General features: G+C 53.8%; 15 protein-coding genes and 2 pseudogenes. 4 read left to right on the top strand and 13 right to left on the bottom strand.

Annotation, left to right across the window (positions count from 1 at the left end; translation table 11 throughout):
- Positions 1 to 167 precede the first annotated feature (167 nt).
- The 3 genes from J1778_RS11015 to J1778_RS11005 are packed head-to-tail and all read right to left on the bottom strand — an operon-like array spanning position 168 to position 2,968.
- A complete protein-coding gene (locus J1778_RS11015; protein ID WP_131010640.1) occupies positions 168 to 1,028 on the bottom strand; it encodes an SMP-30/gluconolactonase/LRE family protein in 861 nt (286 codons plus the stop codon).
- Between the two features lie 54 nt (positions 1,029 to 1,082).
- A complete protein-coding gene (locus tag J1778_RS11010) occupies positions 1,083 to 1,556 on the bottom strand; it encodes a DMT family transporter (protein WP_131010694.1) in 474 nt (157 codons plus the stop codon).
- A 14-nt stretch (positions 1,557 to 1,570) separates the two neighbouring features.
- Positions 1,571 to 2,968 (bottom strand): amidohydrolase family protein, encoded by a 1,398-nt coding sequence (locus J1778_RS11005; protein WP_131010641.1) that lies wholly within the window; start codon positions 2,966 to 2,968, stop codon positions 1,571 to 1,573.
- A gap of 129 nt (positions 2,969 to 3,097) precedes the next feature.
- Here J1778_RS11005 and J1778_RS11000 point away from each other — a divergent pair, with 129 nt between their 5' ends.
- Positions 3,098 to 4,015: a LysR family transcriptional regulator gene (locus J1778_RS11000; protein WP_131010642.1), complete on the top strand. Its 918-nt coding sequence runs from the start codon at positions 3,098 to 3,100 to the stop codon at positions 4,013 to 4,015.
- A gap of 93 nt (positions 4,016 to 4,108) precedes the next feature.
- On the opposite strand, the pseudogene J1778_RS10995 reads toward J1778_RS11000, so the two are convergent.
- Positions 4,109 to 5,299, bottom strand: a pseudogene (locus J1778_RS10995) (MFS transporter).
- An 87-nt stretch (positions 5,300 to 5,386) separates the two neighbouring features.
- Here J1778_RS10995 and J1778_RS10990 point away from each other — a divergent pair.
- Positions 5,387 to 6,181: an AraC family transcriptional regulator gene (locus J1778_RS10990; protein WP_154904336.1), complete on the top strand. Its 795-nt coding sequence runs from the start codon at positions 5,387 to 5,389 to the stop codon at positions 6,179 to 6,181.
- A 389-nt stretch (positions 6,182 to 6,570) separates the two neighbouring features.
- Positions 6,571 to 7,501, top strand: a pseudogene (locus J1778_RS10985) (ArdC family protein).
- A gap of 162 nt (positions 7,502 to 7,663) precedes the next feature.
- Here J1778_RS10985 and J1778_RS10980 read toward each other — a convergent pair.
- The 9 genes from J1778_RS10980 to J1778_RS10940 all read right to left on the bottom strand — a co-directional run bounded on the left by J1778_RS10980 (position 7,664) and on the right by J1778_RS10940 (position 16,002).
- Positions 7,664 to 7,951, bottom strand: a complete 288-nt coding sequence (locus tag J1778_RS10980; protein WP_115657475.1) for a hypothetical protein — start codon at positions 7,949 to 7,951, stop codon at positions 7,664 to 7,666.
- Between the two features lie 107 nt (positions 7,952 to 8,058).
- Positions 8,059 to 8,805, bottom strand: coding sequence for a MobC family replication-relaxation protein (gene mobC, locus J1778_RS10975; RefSeq protein WP_131010695.1), 747 nt, complete (start codon positions 8,803 to 8,805; stop codon positions 8,059 to 8,061).
- A gap of 11 nt (positions 8,806 to 8,816) precedes the next feature.
- Positions 8,817 to 10,691 (bottom strand): type IV secretory system conjugative DNA transfer family protein, encoded by a 1,875-nt coding sequence (locus J1778_RS10970; RefSeq protein WP_121525786.1) that lies wholly within the window; start codon positions 10,689 to 10,691, stop codon positions 8,817 to 8,819.
- Positions 10,692 to 11,436: 745 nt separating this feature from the next.
- A complete protein-coding gene (locus J1778_RS10965; protein ID WP_217173188.1) occupies positions 11,437 to 11,742 on the bottom strand; it encodes a hypothetical protein in 306 nt (101 codons plus the stop codon).
- An 18-nt stretch (positions 11,743 to 11,760) separates the two neighbouring features.
- Positions 11,761 to 12,063 (bottom strand): TrbM/KikA/MpfK family conjugal transfer protein, encoded by a 303-nt coding sequence (locus J1778_RS10960; RefSeq protein WP_217173187.1) that lies wholly within the window; start codon positions 12,061 to 12,063, stop codon positions 11,761 to 11,763.
- A 49-nt stretch (positions 12,064 to 12,112) separates the two neighbouring features.
- Positions 12,113 to 13,141 carry a P-type DNA transfer ATPase VirB11 gene (virB11, locus tag J1778_RS10955; RefSeq protein WP_217173186.1) on the bottom strand — a complete coding sequence of 343 codons (1,029 nt, stop codon included), beginning with the start codon at positions 13,139 to 13,141 and terminating at the stop codon, positions 12,113 to 12,115.
- Entirely contained in the window at positions 13,131 to 14,435 is a 1,305-nt protein-coding gene (gene virB10, locus J1778_RS10950) for a VirB10/TraB/TrbI family type IV secretion system protein (RefSeq protein WP_217173185.1), read from the bottom strand. Before virB10 ends, virB11 begins: the two co-directional genes overlap by 11 nt.
- Positions 14,432 to 15,319 (bottom strand): P-type conjugative transfer protein VirB9, encoded by an 888-nt coding sequence (gene virB9, locus J1778_RS10945; RefSeq protein ID WP_217173260.1) that lies wholly within the window; start codon positions 15,317 to 15,319, stop codon positions 14,432 to 14,434. The genes virB10 and virB9 overlap by 4 nt, the downstream gene beginning before the upstream one ends.
- Entirely contained in the window at positions 15,319 to 16,002 is a 684-nt protein-coding gene (locus J1778_RS10940; RefSeq protein WP_217173184.1) for a VirB8 family type IV secretion system protein, read from the bottom strand. Before J1778_RS10940 ends, virB9 begins: the two co-directional genes overlap by 1 nt.
- Between J1778_RS10940 and J1778_RS10935 the strand changes: the two genes are divergently transcribed.
- Positions 16,001 to 16,156 (top strand): hypothetical protein, encoded by a 156-nt coding sequence (locus tag J1778_RS10935; RefSeq protein ID WP_217173183.1) that lies wholly within the window; start codon positions 16,001 to 16,003, stop codon positions 16,154 to 16,156. The genes J1778_RS10940 and J1778_RS10935 overlap by 2 nt on opposite strands.
- Positions 16,157 to 16,217 lie beyond the last annotated feature (61 nt).

Raw genomic sequence — 16,217 nt, 5'->3', positions numbered from 1 at the left:
ACTCACCGAGACCGGCGTCGGCCAGGGAACGACTGAGTCCGCACTTTCTACGACCGTTTTCAGGAACACGCCCGGATGTTACGTACTATAGTAGACCAGAATGACCGACTGCTTAGTGCCAGAAGCGGACGCTTTCTCTCAGCCTGAATCTGATCAAATGCCAGAGGTTATATTTTGTGCGCTGCAAAACGGCTTTCTGGTAATCCGGCAAAAAAAGGTGACCGAATGCTGAAAAGCGCACCGTCATAAGCGGTTGGCTCTGCGAGGCCTACCCGGGCACTGGTACATGAAAGTGTGTGGAGTGACGAACCACCAAGCACCGGGCAGGTTGTCTGGAGGGCTGGAGCAGAAAGAATACTGTGTATTTCTCCCCCCGGACTGTATCGGACAACCCGACTGCCGCCCCATTCTGCGTTCCACAGATAGTCCTGTGCATCAATGCAGGAACCATCAGGCGCGCCGCCGCCTTCGATTTTGGTGAACACGCGCTGGTTTTGCAGCGAGGGGTAATCGCAGCACATAATCCGACCCTGCATCGAGTCACAATAATAAAGCGTGCCACTATCGGGGCTGAAACAGATGCTGTTCGGTATAGCGACATCGGGCAGTGCAAGCGTCTCAACAGTCAGCGTCGTCGCGTTGAGCCGGTGAAACTTACCGATGCCTTTAACGGGATAACCGTCATCCATCGTTCCGAAGACAAAATTACCGGCACGGTCGCACCGTCCATCACCTATGCGGGTACCGGTGTTTCCTGGTGAAGCGGCCACTGTGGTAAGCAATCCGCTGCTGAGATCATAGAAAGCCAGCCTGGACGCGAGTCCCATCAGCAGAATGTGACTTTGTTCAGTCAGGGAAAAGGAGCAAAGGCGTTCAGGCAGCGACCAGCGCATCACAGCATCATTGCCTTCTTTTATGGCGAGCAGTTCGCTGGCTTCAATGTCAGTCCAGTAGAGCCTGCGGGTTCTTTCACACCACAGCGGGCACTCTCCTAGCGTATTTCTGACATCAGCTGCAATTGAAAACATGTTAATCCTCCGGATAAAAAAGTCTTACTGCACGAGGGCAAGTGGATAACGCAGTTACTGCAGAAAACGTGCAGAGAGCCGATCGCCGAAAAGCATGACGGCAAGTCCGATCAGCATGACAACCATTCCCCCCAGCCTGAGTAACGAAACCGGACGCCGCACAGCGCCCAGCAAGCCAAGATGGTCAATCATCAGCGAGGAAAGTAACTGTCCGACAATCGCGAGCCCGAGCAGCGCTGAAAACCCGATTTTCGGCGCCAGCACGACATAACTGAACAGGGCACATGCGCCTATCAGCCCGCCCGCCAGACTCCAGAGGGGTTGCGACGGGAGCGCCACTAACGATGTCATCAGCCCACCCCGCAGCAGCGCGTAAACTCCCAGACTGAACGCGCCCGCCGTGAAGGAAAACAGCGCCGCAGTGACCGGGTCGCCGCCCAGTCCCTTTGCCAGCTGGCTGTTCAGGGTCGTCTGCAGGGTGATCCCCAGACCTGCGGCAAAGGCGATTACGTAATAGATCATACCCATGCTTTTCATCCCGTTCAGTCTTCCTGCTCCAGCGGCAGGAAGGCGTCAGCAAAAATGTTACTCTGGTAGCCAGAGGCGGCAAACAGGTGCTCACGCGATTCATCAATCGCCGCACGTAGTCGCGCGCTGTCTACGCCCAGCACCTTACCGTTCTGTTTTACGATGCGCCCGCCGATCATGACGGTGTCGATGTTGCTGCGCTCGGCAGCATGTACCACCGTGCCAAAGGCATTGCCGGACGGGTAAAGATTGAGATCACTGGCGTTAATCAGCACCAGGTCGGCTTGTTTGCCTGGCGTCAGGCTGCCCACTTTGTCCTGCAGCCCTGCACAGGCAGCGCCATCAAGAGTCGCGGCTTTAAGGAGTTGCGCCGCCGGAAGCGTTTTCAGCGCATGTTCGGAATCGCAGCACTGCTGCTGATGCATGCCCATCACGCGCTGCAGGTAAAAGGCGACGCGCATCTCCATAAACATATCGGTGCTGTACGATGTTTCATTGTCTACGCTCAGGCCAGGATTTATGCCATGACGCTGCGCGGCCGCTATGGCGAACATTCCGCTTTCGATGCCATAGTGCGAATCTGAGCGCGGGCAGACGTTCACCCGGACACCCGCTTCCCGCAGAATTTCCCATCCCCGGTCAGGTAGCGCTGTGCAGTGATTGAAAATATTGTCCGGACCCAGCAGCCCCTGCTGATGTAGTGACTCAAGTTCAGACCCCATCTCAGCGCCAAAGAACTCAGTGACAATCGACAGTCCCAGCCTGCGGGCCTCGGCCCACAACTCCGGCTCCAGCTGGGCCATGACGGCGAGAGAGACAAGGCTTTCAGGGTTGTCGGTGAAATACTTATCCTGCAGACGCTGCCAGTTTCCCGGCCAGTGCGCTTTATCCCATTCGCCTGCTACCGGTGCGCCGGAAGCATGAATGGCACGAATGCCGGTATCAAGCAGGGCCTCGACGGCGGCATCGGAATGCGCTGCGGTTCGGCTGTTGTGCGAGTTATCGATCATTGTGGTGATGCCCGCATCAATAGCGCCCAGCGCCGTCAGCAGGTTGCCGACATAGATATCGGCAGGACGGTAATATTTAGCGAACGAGAAGTGTGTGGCGTTGCTGTAGTCGTCCAGGCAGGTGGCGTTTGGATTAATGCGGCGCAGCTGTCCTTCCCATGCATGACGATGAGAATCGACCATTCCCGGCATGGCAATCATATTGGTGGCATTAATGATATGCGCACCCGGCACATCAAGGTTCTGGCCCACGGCGGTAATCGTTGAGCCGTTGATGAGAATATCACCACGCTCAATGTTACCGATGTTCTCGTCCATGCTCAGTATCGTCGCGCCACGAACCAACGTAGCCTGTGAAGTGACATTTTGATTGTTAACAATATTTCTGATGTAACCGGCCATAAACTTGCCTCTTTCCTGATCAATGGGGAAACGATACGCCACGTCATTAGCCCGAAAAAGATGATTAAAGCGTTTTCATCATTCATAATTCGCGAATAATCAGACTCACTTTTACCCAGGAGCAGGACGATGGATCGGATTCAGGCTATGCAGGTTTTCACGCGGGTTGCTGAAGCCGGGAGTTTTGTACGCGCGGCAGAAACACTGTCTCTGCCTTCTTCCACCGTTACCAGTACGATTAAAAACCTGGAGAAATACCTGCAGGTGCGTCTGCTGAACCGCACGACAAGACGAGTCAGCCTTACTCCTGAAGGCCTGCAGTATCTGGCACAATGCCGGGAGATCCTGTCGCTGATTGAGCATAGTGAATCCAGCCTGACCGATTCCGTCAGACGCCCTCAGGGGCGGCTGCGGGTAGATATGCCTGGTGGGATCGCCCATTTCATCGTCATGCCCAACCTAAAAGACTTTTTCCTGCTTTATCCGGATATTTACCTGATGATTGGCGTGAGCGATCGGCAGGTCGATCTTGTTCAGGAAGGGGTGGATTGCGTCATACGAACCGGTGAATTAACTGACTCCACGCTGGTTGCCCGTCCGCTTGGCCGGTTTCGCTGGGTGACCTGTGCCTCGCCGGACTATCTCAGGAAGTTCGGTGTCCCTGAGACGCCTGAAGCGTTGTCACAGCATCGGGCAATTCATTACTTTTCCGGTTCGGGAAGACGCGCTAATGAACTGCGTTTTACTCGAGGCACTGAGACCTTCTCTGTTTCGGTTGAGGGGGATGCAGCCGTTAACGAAACGGGACTCTACATTAGATTGTGTCTTGAGGGTTTTGGGCTGGCGCAGCTTGCTGAGAATGTGATTTCGGAGAATCTGCAGCAAGGCAAACTGGTCGAGGTTCTGGCGGACTGGCAGCCCCCCTCCGTGCCGGTGACGATGCTCTATCCGCATCAGCGTTTTCTCTCTCCCGCCGTGCGTGTTTTTGCTGAATGGGTCGCCGGACTTTTCAACGAGGGCGCAGGAGAGGAACGGTCTTCCCGGTAAAAGATGCCTCCGGTAACAGGAAGACTCTTCAAAACGACAATTAATAGCACCCTCAGCAGAGGAACTGAGCTTTCCCCTGCTGTATCTGTGAATTCAGCCCGGCTGCAGTGCAGGTTCCAGGTGAGCGTTTCGTCCGGCAGCCATTCCGGTGCAGGCGCCTGCGACTGCGATTGCTGCGGTCATCAGTAATGGCACCGTCCAGCCTCCGGACAACTCCTGTACTTAGCCCAGCAACAGCGGACCCATCGCCGCCATCAGATAACCGACACTCTGCGCCATGCCTGACAAGGCGGCAGCATCACCCGCGTTTTTAGTACGCAGCCCGATGAATGTCAGACCCAGCATCATGCTGGCACCTGAGCCGAAGCCGAGAAGCGCGGCCCACAGCATCGCCATACCCGGCAGATACAGGATGCCGATAAAGGACACTGCGGTTAACAGGCTGACGCCAGCAGCAGCTAATTTCTGATCGTTGAGACGACGCAGCGTGGCCGCCAGAATCAGGCCGGGAATGGCGGTGGTCAGTTGAAGGATGCCGTGTACCTCGCCAGCCTGAGCTGAGGAGAGTCCACTGTCCGTTAGAATAGCTGGCAGCCAGCCGACCGCAACATAAAACGGCATCGCATTCAGGCCCATAAACAGGGTGACCTGCAATGCCAGAGGCGAGCGCCAGACCGCGACGGTCGCCACTTTTTTCTCACCCGCAACTGGCAGCTGATGCTTATTCGTTAACTGGGGCAACCATAAAAGCAACGCAAGGAGCGGTGCAATAACCAGCATGGCTAACGCGATATTCCAGCCCCAGCTCTGCGTCAGAGGAATGACAATGGCAGAGCCAATGGCACCCGCAGCGCCCATGGTGATGGAATATGCCCCCGTCACGGAAGCCACCCTGCCAGAAAAGTCACGCTTGATAAGGCCAGGCAGCAGGACATTGCCCAAGGCAATCCCGATACCTATCAATACTGTTCCGCCATAAAGCGTCCAGATACTGCCTGTGGAGCGAAGCAGGATGCCCGCTGAAATTACGGCCAGAGCACCAAAAAGGGTGCGTTCCAGACCGTACTTGCGGGAGATGGATGCGCTCAGGGGAGAAAAGGCGGCAAAGGCCAGTAAAGGCAGCGAGTTAAGTAACCCAACTGCAGTAATACTTAGCCCAAAATCATGGCGGATAGACTCTAAAACGGGTGCGATAGCGGTAAAAGGAACACGCAGGTTAATGGCGATAAAAAGGATGCCGGTCACAAGTATGATTGAAGACCACTTGTTCGTAATGTGGGACATAAATTTTGCTTTCTCTGGAAAAAAGAAAGACTTTAAAGAACGCATGAGTTACAGAATATAGATAACCTGACAACATATAGCTAAATCATGCCAGTTAATAAAAAACCGGTGACCTCGCCGGAGGAGTTTAACGCCGATGCTTTCAGTCAGGCTGCTATTGCCCTGCATGTATCATCGTCAGGCGAGTATGCCGGTCAAAGTCCGCACGCTCATCGCAAGGGGCAACTTATTCTCTCTTTGCGCGGTGCAGTGAGCTGTAAGGTTGAGGATGCGCTGTGGCTTGTTCCACCGGGACATGCAGTCTGGGTTCCGGGTGAAGTCCCTCATAGTTGCCGGGTCACGAAGAATGCAGATACCTACTTTCTGTTTATCGAGCCCGGCGCGGCGGTGATGCCGGAAATCTGCTGTACCCTGGCGATTACGCCTCTGGTCCGCGAGCTTGTTCTGTATCTTGCAGAGCAGGGACAGGTTTATTCTCCTGACAGTAAAACCGCCAGGCTCGCAGCAGTGCTGCTGGAACATATTCCAGATGTGCCGGTTAAAGCGCTCCATCTTCCCGTATCGGATCATCCTAAAATCCGGAAAATGGCTGAGGCACTTTTTAATGAGCCTGATGACCGGCGAACGTTAAAGCAGTGGGCTGCTCATCTGGCCATCAGCGAGCGATCTCTGGCCAGACGGATAAAAGAGGCAACAGGAATGAGCTTTGGTCGCTGGCGTCAGCAACTGCATTTGATGATTGCCCTGAGCCATCTGGCAGAAGGTCAGTCCGTGCAGCGCGTCGCCGGAATGCTGGGATATGATTCGGTCAGCGCGTTTATTACGATGTTCAGAAAAGCACTGGGTAAATCACCGACGCAATATTTTTCGTCTCTAAACTAATGCAAAACAACACAAACCGGATTTTTATAAAGAACGCCAGGGTCCGCTTTTCGCTCAAAGCAGAAAGTCAGATTTGAGTGTGTTCTACCTCAGAACACTGCTATATCAGGTCTAAAGTTATACAGTTAAATTCAATTTCTAAACCACAATTTTTAACCCATTTCACCACTGCGAAGTAAGGGGCGCTACGCCCGGCTATGCAGGGGCAGTTTTTTCTCCCGTGTGCTTTCCGTTCCCGTATCAGCTTCCGGCTAATCGTTTCCCAACTCAACCCGTCCCTCAAGGGTAAATAGCACGCATGCTGCGCCCTTGCGGGACGGAACGATGTCGGCAAAGCGAACCGTCAGGCGATACGAAGACGAAAATCACACCACTGACGGAGAAAAACCATGACTATTTCCCTGCATACCCAGACTAGCGCCCCTAACACCGCAACGGCGACCAGCGTATCCCCGCTGGAGCAGTCAGGCTCCTCAAAAACGAAATGTTCCAAAACCAAAAGCGATATTTATCAGACAGTCACTGACAGCATCATTTCTGCCCTTGAAACAGGCGTTAAGCCGTGGTCCTGTCCGTGGCAGGTCAGGATTACCTTCAAACTACGCGACTGGTGCTGCTTACAGTGGAATGAATATCATGTTGTTGTGGTACAGTGCGTCAGAACAGGGATTCAGTGATTCGCGCTGGATGACCTACAAACAGGCAAAAGCGGAAGGCGGGCAGGTACGCAAGGGAGAACACGGCACTACTGCCATTTTCTATGCGACCTTGGAAAAGGAAAACGACGCCGGAGAAGTTGAACATATCCCGATGCTGAAAACCTTCACCGTGTTTAACGTTCAGCAAATCGACGGCCTGGCCCTGACAACTGAAACAGTCAGCCCGGAAGCAACATTTGACCCGTTGCCGCAGGCTGAGAACCTGTTACGGAAGAGTGGCGCAAACATCATCGAGAAAGGACAAAACGCCTTTTTCATCCCGTCAACCGATGAAATTCACTTACCGGAACGATATCTTTTTGCCTATGCTGCCAATTTTTACGCCACCGGTCTGCATGAACTGGTGCACTGGAGTGGTGGTAAAAGCCGTCTGAATCGAGAAATGAAAGGGAAGTTTGGTAGTGAAGGTTATGCGTTTGAGGAGTTGATCGCCGAGCTTGGAAGCGCGTTCCTGATGGCGGACCTGGGGATTGTCGGAGCGGTTCAGCATGAAAGTTATATTGCTTCCTGGCTGAAAGCACTGAGGAACGACAAACGCTATATTTTCAAGGCCGCCAGCTCGGCATCCAAAGCGCATCGTTATTTGATGGATAAAATCTGAGCAGGAAGGAGTCACAACGAAATGCGGCTTTGCGTGTAGGGCCGCTTAAAACAGTAACGCTGTAGGGACACGAGTGAGGCGGAGCGCAGCCAGGCGAGCACCGAACAGTCATGTCTCTACAGTGGAATAAAGCAAGTCACACGGACAGGGCTGAATATGCAGCTATTCCAGGTTACCAGCAACTACCTGAAGCGCAAGTAGCCGCTGTTCCAGGCTATCCAGTCTTTCTTCGAGGCCATGACTCTGCTGCTCAATATCTTCCAGTGTTTCTGACAGAACATCCCGCAGCAGCACAAAATTTGCTTGTAAGGCATACACAAAATCGCTGCCGCGAGTCAGTAATGCTTCGCGCGGTATGTCCTGTAATGCGGAATGCGTCATCCATGTCACCAGCGCTTTTGCGCTCATTTCGGTCAGTACGTCCGCAAGTCGGTCAGTTTCTCTGTTCATTCTGGTGTCCTGTCTGTTCTGATGATGGGGGAGTATTTCGGTAGGGCATTACTTCCGGTCGTTGCGCTGCTGGTGGGCGGGTTGGGGCAGTTAGTGATACAGAACAACTATATGCAGTTGCCTAAATCCAGCCGTTGCAACTCGTCGAGCGTGTAGATGCGGAAGACATTTCGGTGGCGGGTTTCCAGCGGGATGTGCTGATGGTTAACGATGACGTGCCTGATGTTGTCAAAGAGCCGTTCAAGACCGCGTTTTTTCTGCGGGTCCGGCACGATATAAAAAACGTAAATCCAGTCTTTACGGGTCCGGGCCAGTAAATGGCTGGCGATAATCGACTGATAACGGGCTCTGGTTTTCATGCGACGCTCGGTCTCAATGGCGATCACGGTGCCGCCGGGCAGGGTAATCAGCCCGTCAGGGCGGTGACTGACCTGATAACGGCTGAGGAAGGTTGTGCGATCCCCGTTTATCCACCCGGATGCGCCTTTTTGCTCAAGGATGATCCGGGCCGCCTGATTATCAAGGTGATGCTCCAGCGTCCAGCCGGTGATTTTTGAAGGCTCAAACCGCGCCGGGAAAAGCGCATCGTCTGGTGTTAATACAACGGCCAGTCCGTCACTGGTTATGCCCCATAATGAAATTTTCATCGTCCGCGATATCAAGACGTGCTTGTGAATTAAGCCCATGCCCTCGACTTTTGAAAGCAGGGAATACAGTGATTTATGATCTCGGAATCCGAACAGCAGCATCAGCGTTTTAAAGTCACTGTACGTTTCTTCCTTCAGAAAATTCAGCAGTCGTTGTATTTTTTCGCGGTGTCGCGTCTGGCGTTCGCTGTATTCGGTGATAAGCATCATTCCCCCCTTTAAAAATCCAGCAATGACGGGTTTTCCTCTTGATCGGCATTCGGTATTGTCGTGTCTTTTTCGCCCGTCTCATCAAAAAAAAGATCGGGCCGCGTTGTGGTGATATTCGGCGTTGATGCGGGGTCGGGGGATGTTTCCTCCTCGCTAAAATCCAAGGATATGTTAACCGTTGCGGCGGTGGCGGCAATCGCGGGCGACACGGCACAGATCTCCAGTTCGCGTTTTTTCACCCTGATGGGCGAAATCAGCGAAGCAGCCGGGAGTGTTTTTGTCGTGAAGATGAAGCTGACGAAATCGGGTAGGTTCAGGATCATATTGCTGTCGGTAAAGAAACGCTCCGCCTGCCTGATGGTGCGTTCATCGTCGATAGTCTCTGTCAGCACGGCATCGGTTTTCGCTTTGCGGACCTCATCATCGACTAATATAGTGCCTGACATCCTGGCCACCCATTCAGCGGTGTCCGGATCCATGACACGATAAACCAGTTTGAATTTAGCGTTCTCAACGACTGCGCCGACAACAGCGTCACCTTTCAAATCGGCCGGGCAGTCTTTTAAATCGGCAATGGACTGGTGATCCATAATAATGTGTACACCTTTATCCCGTGCCGCGCCTAAACCTTCCAGCGCGGGCCTGGATAAATGGTATTTCAGTTCGGAAAGATAAATAGCAATGGGGTGGGGCACGTTTTTCACTCGCTCGCGCCTTTCTGCCAGCTGGTACAGGCGAACCAGCAGCATACGCTGAGCGGTAATGATTTTGCTGTTGCGCATCGAACCGATGACATAACAGCAACCGCCTTCCTCAAATATCGTATTAAGCGAAAATCCGGTGGGGGCATTAATGGCATTGAGCAAAGCCAGCTCTTCAATTTTTCCGAAAAAGGCTTTTATCTTATCGGCAATACCCTGAACGTAGTCTCCGTTATAAACATCCCGAATGGTTGCGGTAGTATTCTGGGTGACAAACTGCGCGGCTATCCGGGCCGCTTTCCGGTCATCAATGCGATAAAAATCCGATTCCTGACCTTTCTCTGCCAGACTGAACCCGGCAACGAAAAGCTCTTCCAGTTCATCGGCGGTGATTTCTTCAATCAGGTTTAACTGGTACTGGGGTTTTCGCAGGTCAATCAGGGCAAAAGGTTTGCCTGCATCCTCGCAGGCTTTCCGGTAAAGGTGGGGGGCCCATTCATCATCCTTGGGGTCCATAACAAATACGCCTTCACCGGCCAGGATACTTTGATAAAGTAATATCCCGGTGGCAACGCCCTTACCAGCTCCTGTGGTGCCGATAATATCCGCGTGTTGTTTTTGCCAGTCTTTTAACGGCAGGTACATCGGCTGAATATCGCGGTCCATGCCGATAAATAACCCTTTGTTCAGGTCAATATAATCCAGCGGGTTATAATGCAGTGTTTCCGGCAGCAGGGATTTCACCGTGCGCACATCGGTGCGTAATTCCCGTTCAAGCGTGGTTTTCCTGACGAGGCGTTTCTTTATTTTATCTAACTCAGGTGTTAATACCCTGCGCAGCAGAATATGCAAAATAAAACCCGTCAGGGTAAAGGTAATTAGCACCGGCCATGCCAGAACGGGAATGCTGGCGACTACTTTGTCTTTATAAAACCACTGGAAAATCCAGATAACAACCGGGGCCATCGTACCGGAAAGAAAACACAGCAGGGAAAAAGCAATAATCAGCTTTTGCCACAACGGGGCTTTTTGCCGTTCATCGCTTTTCATCGACATGAAAAACGGCATCGTCAACCCCGATAACAGCGCCAGCATCAGCTGATGCTGTTGCATAAAAGCAATGAAGCTCAACGCGCCATTCACTATCGGCGACAGTGAAACGGCCAGCTTATTCAAAATCACGATGCCTCCTTCGTCAGCAGTTCGCCCCACGACATCGCCCCATCAATTCGCCCAACGGTATTGGGCGAAAAGGCGGGGCGAGCGTATGGGGTAAAGAAGGTGGCCGCGTTGCGGCCATATGCAGGGAAGCATGCTTTCCTGCATTAAACGGCGTGCGCCACTACATGCGGGCTGGACGCCCTTATTGCCTGTCGCATGGGGGTAATGTCGCGGCTGGACGCCGTGCCAAAACCCCCAACGTCAACGGCGGCACACCGTCGCCCGCTACGCGCGACCACCCCCTTTAAGACGGTCGCTTTCGCCTTTTTATTCCCTTTGCTCGTTCCTCGCAGCGTGAATAAAAGGGAAGCTGACCTTTAAAGAGGGTGGTCGCGCCACGCTACCGGCTTTTGGCCGGAGACTTAGCCGCGACGGTGTGCGGGGCGATGCCCCCCAAATAAAGCGCTGTCGTGGGCGACAGCTTTTCGCTCGCTGGGGCGGCGAAATTTATTCGGCTCCCCCCGGCCGGCAAAATCCGCGTGGGCGCGGCTGTTTGCCGGTGAGGCGCGGTGCCTGAACTATTTTCGCTCCTTAACCCGCGAAAATAATTCTGTCCGCTGCCTCATTTTTACGGCCCGCATTTCTTCACGCCTTAATCCGCGAAAAATGTGGGGCCGTAAAACCTGAAAACCGCCACGCCTTAAGCCGGACTCGGCTGAAATATTTTGGCGCTATAGGGGACCTGCGAATAAAATTAATACAGGGATTAATAGAGGCTCTCGCGGATTTCCCTGATGATGTCAGAATAACACTGACGACTTTCTTTAATGCTGGTTTCATCCAGCGTAAACCCACGCCGGTTGGCTTCCTCTGTCAGCGTTATTCTGTCGGTGGCGTTCAGCGTTTGCAGCATCTGCAATAACCGGCAGACAACCCGGTAGTGATAAATTTCATAATAAAGGCCGCATCCGTGCATCGCCTCATTTTCAATGTGCTCAATAACACAGGCTGCGCTCATGGAATCTCCGCGCTGACGTGTCCATGGATGCTGAATAAAACCCGGTTTGGTCATAAAGGTAACCTCCGCTAATTAACCACGCACGCGGCCAAATTTATTGATAATCTGGCTGATTATTGCCGGGTCTGCTGAATCACATTCAAGTAAGAACGATTTTCTGGCATCGGCAGTATGGTCCGGCAGAAAACCGTGCTTGTTCTTTTTCACGATATTAAAGAATGTACGTTCAGCCGAATGACATTCATTGCCGCCGCCGTTACCGATGGCTTTACCGTACATGCATAACACCACTTCACAGGCGTCAGCGGCCATGACGGAGGTTGAATATGACGCCATAATGCAGAGTAATAATGCGGAGAATATTGATTTTTTCATTTCGGTCACCTTCATATTTAAACGAGGGTTGCGTAATTCGATAAGTTATTTACTTGAGCCCTTTGCTGAATACACCTCTCATGCCATTGAGATGAAGGGGTTTAAAATAAACATCACTCATACGGCGTATGTCACCGTGAATATCAATGCTGACTATCACATCAACGCTCTTAAGCACCTTGCGTAACAGCACGTCGAAAGGCATGTTCCGGCAGTCGGGGTTTTCATAGCAGCGGTCAATTAACCCTTCAATACATTCTTCCGGGCTGCCCGCATGCAGGGAGGTCATCAATCCCTCATGCCCGGAACCGACGATTTTCAGCGCATCCCAGGCTTCTTGTCCGCGAATTTCAGCCAGTAATATCCGGTCAGGGTTCATACGATAATTAGCGCGTATCAGTCTGCCGGGCGTGACAATGGCATTATCCCCGGCGTCTGCCGGATAAAAGAGATGGACATAGTTGGTGTGGTGATAAAACCGGATTTCGGGATTATCCTCGATGGTGGTCAGCCTGAGGTGCCGGGGAATAGAGTGCAGCAGCGTTTTCATATAGGTGGTTTTACCGGAGCCGGTTTCACCGACGATAAAAATCGTCTTGCCGTATTCCACCGCTTTTTCCATAAAGCGGGAAATATCCCCACCTTGATAGTAGCGGGTCAATTCAACATCTTTGCCTTCCGTTCGCTCCTTACCGCTTACCCGGTTATAAAATCCCGCATCAATCCATGACTGATGCGTTTTCTGCCCGAATGAGGGTTTGCGCAGCGTAATAGACACGGTATTACGCTCACAGGCCGGGGGAATAATGGCCTGAATGCGCTCGCCTGATTCAAGCGTGGCGGAAAGGATCGGCGAGGTGTCGTCGATATTATCGTCCTGCCAGGACGCCAGCGCTCTGGCAAAGGCGTAACACTGGCGCAGCGTAATCGGGGCTTCATGTCTTCGCCATTTCCCCCGGATTTTGGTATGCAGTTCACCCGGCCGGTTAACGGCAATTTCCGTCAGGCCGTCCTGCGCAATAAAATCACCAAACAGCTGGTTTTTCATAAAATCCAGCGACAGGTTTTCAGCGTTCATACCACCTCTTTTTCAGTCGCAGCTGCCAGACGGATGAGAAATCAATGTCGGTGCCGGTCATGATCCCGATGACATCACCCTGATTCAGGTAAAGGGTGGGCGGGATATTGATGCTGTTGTCCAGCGTCGTTTTCGCCATTTCCGCCGTGGCAGCGCGGGTGTTTTCGGTGTAGTCGGTATTGCGGTCTTTCCCCGGGGCAGCATCCGACGCCGCCGCTGCCACGTCCTGCACGGTACTGAGCATCAGGGCATTGCCGAAGCGCTCCCAGAAATGGTTGTCGATCCAACCTGAGATCCCCGCCTCACCGAGCGGGCCGCTGGCCTGCGTATCAGTTAGCGGGATTTGCAGGCTGCCGGGCTCAGGCGTGCGCAGCTCCGTCCACAGCACAAACATCCGGCTGCGTCCGTGTTGCAGTGCCCCGGTGCGGTAGATACCACGGGCGACCGTTCCCGCCGGGATCAGCGTCACATGGTTGCTGGCGCTGTAAACATCTTCACTGATCAGACAGGAAATATGCCCCCCGACATCGGACACGAAGCGCCACATCATCGAACACGGGATATAGCGGTCCACCGGGATATAGAGATCAGGATCGAGACCCAACCGTCTGACGCCGGTGACACGGGCGACGTCTGGATTGTCGTTGTTACCCGTTTCCGGCGCGGCAGTCTCCGGGCAGCGCAGGCGGCCATCCTTACCTCTGGTCAGTACTGACGGACAGGATGTGTATGTCGTGGATGATGACGGACTGTCGGACGTTTCTGCGTTGCTGCGAAGTTGGCCCGGGGACGTGCGTGTATTATCGCCCGGCATTGGTCGGGCGTTGTTCAAGCCGTCAGCCAGCGCAACTGCCTTGTTCAGGTCGGGTGGGGTTGGTGGCAGGGTGGGTGCGGAGGAGACGGTCTGGCTGACAGGGGCTGTTCCGTCCTGTGTGTGCGGCCCGAACAGGCCAAACGGATTACTGTCCATCCCCAGATTTTGACGCTCATGAAACGTCTTCCCGGCGGAGGGCGGCGGCGCGGTGTCGGCTTCTTTCTCATTACCCCCTTTCAATGCACTGAAAAGACGATCGCCGCCGGATGCCAGGACGATCACCAGAGTCAGACTCATCAGGCTGACGATCAGCGTGCGGCGACCGGATACCTTACGAAAACGGGTCACTTCCGGCTGGCCGGGGGGTGTTCTTTGCTCCGGCTCCTGATACGCCATTGCCGCACGGGCGCGTTCGCGGGCTTCCGCTTCCCGCTCTGCGATGGTTTTTTCCGGTTCGTCCGGGACAGGTTTATCGGTCATTTAGCCTCCAGCGTAACGGACGGTGAAACAGTGTCGCTGCGGGTTATCGGGATGCGCCCGAATCCGTCGTTTTCGATCCCCACGACCGAGGTGCCGTAACGCAGCACCAGTTGTGGTGATGCCGGCACCACCATCACGATGTAATTACCCTGCTTAACCGTCCGGGGCGTGACTGCCTGCTCCCGTCCGTTAACCACCCGGGAAACGGAAGGCAGGGTTCTGAGGGGGGAAAAACCGATATAGGCAAAATGACCATCATCCCAGGCAAAATCCGGTGCGATGGAGGTCGAACCGGCGGCGACCCGTTTGGTGTAGCGCCAGTTGCGTGGCATGCTGGCCTGTCCGAATGCTGCCGCTATCTGCTGCTTCTCCTGTCTTTCACGCTGCTGCGTCTGATGCTCGGCGCTGGCGGTGGCGGATTGCTGGCGAACCTCGGCCGGATAGTGGTAACGGATAACGAACGCCTGCGCGGGGGAATCGTGGTCCAGCACGTTCAGCTCCAGGCTGTAATCACGCATTGATGTCACCACGAAGAGGTTGGTCTTCCAGTCCTTTGCCGTGGGCAAAAATACCTGGCTGACGTTGTTGCCGCTGGCGTCCGTCACCGGCTGGGTGATGGGGTTCGGGCTGACGTCCACCCGGTTATCACTTTTCGTTACCGTCCAGCCTTTGGGAAAGCCCGCTTGCGCGTCAGTCACGGTCTCATCGTCGTCAAACAGCAGCGTGGTGACGTAGCCAGGGCGGGTATTGACGACCGTGGCGTTCTGGCTGTTATACGATACGTTCTGCATCCGGCTGTCATAGGCGCTGCCGCGCGGGGTGGCGGTGCCCCATGCCGCGCATGACGCGAGTAAGCCCGTCAGGAGCAGGATGTTTTTCAGCATCATTCGCTCCTCAGTTCTTTATCGCGCTGGTAGCTGGTGACGATAAAGCCCAGCGGGTTCACTTCACGCTGACTGTCCGTCAGTTGCTGATGCGGGACATAACGGTAAGTGAGGCGGATATTCCAGAAGTCCGTTTTCACTGAATTATCAGAGATACGGCGGAGGGTGCGCTTAATACGCAGTGTGGCCAGATTATCCGGCCCGGTGGCAGGCGCATGCACATTGGAAATAATGTCGATATAGACGACATATTCGGCTTTATTAAAAACAACATCCGGTGCCTGGTCGCCGTTAAACCCGTCCAGATAATCCCGGTTCACGCTGTTGCTGTTAAATAACTGCACGTCGTCGTAATCACGCTGGAGGGAGAAATAATTATATCCCTCACGGAGTCTGACATAGTGTGCCGCCAGTGAATGGGCCAGCGCTTTTTCAGACGCCATATCCCGCTCTTTAATGCGGGTCATATACTCATAACGACCTGTTTGTTTATCCACCGACCACAATTCAATGTCAGTGGTTTTCAGCGGCAGCAGAATAATCATGGCCGTAATTGCCAGTGCAGCCAGAATCAGCCCGGCAGCGGCCACCCGCCAAGCGGTTTTGCGGGAACGCTCTTCCTTTTCCAGCAGGATGGATTCAAAAGAGCGCGAGACATTAATGATGCGCTGAATATCAGACATGGTGAGTCAGCTCCTGAATGATGGCGGGGGAATTAACCGGCTGGGGATCGCCGGACACCGGCGGGAGGTCGCCCTGATGCTGCGCGCAGCCCGTAAGCGCGCACAACACCAGAAGCAAGATGCTGAATTTCATGGAAGCCTCTTATCGGATTAATGCAGGAAAGCCGCACCGCTGGCAGAGGCCACGGCGTGACGGGGGAATGAGATTAGCGGTC

This window comes from Rahnella bonaserana (genome assembly GCF_019049675.1).
Taxonomy (GTDB): domain Bacteria; phylum Pseudomonadota; class Gammaproteobacteria; order Enterobacterales; family Enterobacteriaceae; genus Rahnella; species Rahnella bonaserana.
The sequence above is the reverse complement of the archived record's forward strand: the minus strand, read 5'-3'. Positions and strand labels throughout refer to the sequence as shown.

Excerpts from the sequence above, each read along its gene's own strand:
- J1778_RS10940 (WP_217173184.1), bottom strand. The coding sequence starts at position 16,002 with ATGTCTGATATTCAGCGCATCATTAATGTCTCGCGCTCTTTTGAATCC.
- J1778_RS10935 (WP_217173183.1), top strand. The coding sequence starts at position 16,001 with ATGGTGAGTCAGCTCCTGAATGATGGCGGGGGAATTAACCGGCTGGGG.
- J1778_RS10980 (WP_115657475.1), bottom strand. The coding sequence starts at position 7,951 with ATGAACAGAGAAACTGACCGACTTGCGGACGTACTGACCGAAATGAGC.
- J1778_RS11005 (WP_131010641.1), bottom strand. The coding sequence starts at position 2,968 with ATGGCCGGTTACATCAGAAATATTGTTAACAATCAAAATGTCACTTCA.
- J1778_RS10990 (WP_154904336.1), top strand. The coding sequence starts at position 5,387 with ATGCCAGTTAATAAAAAACCGGTGACCTCGCCGGAGGAGTTTAACGCC.
- mobC (WP_131010695.1), bottom strand. The coding sequence starts at position 8,805 with ATGCTTATCACCGAATACAGCGAACGCCAGACGCGACACCGCGAAAAA.
- virB11 (WP_217173186.1), bottom strand. The coding sequence starts at position 13,141 with ATGAACGCTGAAAACCTGTCGCTGGATTTTATGAAAAACCAGCTGTTT.
- J1778_RS11010 (WP_131010694.1), bottom strand. The coding sequence starts at position 1,556 with ATGGGTATGATCTATTACGTAATCGCCTTTGCCGCAGGTCTGGGGATC.
- J1778_RS11015 (WP_131010640.1), bottom strand. The coding sequence starts at position 1,028 with ATGTTTTCAATTGCAGCTGATGTCAGAAATACGCTAGGAGAGTGCCCG.
- virB10 (WP_217173185.1), bottom strand. The coding sequence starts at position 14,435 with ATGACCGATAAACCTGTCCCGGACGAACCGGAAAAAACCATCGCAGAG.
- J1778_RS10960 (WP_217173187.1), bottom strand. The coding sequence starts at position 12,063 with ATGAAAAAATCAATATTCTCCGCATTATTACTCTGCATTATGGCGTCA.
- virB9 (WP_217173260.1), bottom strand. The coding sequence starts at position 15,319 with ATGCTGAAAAACATCCTGCTCCTGACGGGCTTACTCGCGTCATGCGCG.
- J1778_RS11000 (WP_131010642.1), top strand. The coding sequence starts at position 3,098 with ATGGATCGGATTCAGGCTATGCAGGTTTTCACGCGGGTTGCTGAAGCC.
- J1778_RS10965 (WP_217173188.1), bottom strand. The coding sequence starts at position 11,742 with ATGACCAAACCGGGTTTTATTCAGCATCCATGGACACGTCAGCGCGGA.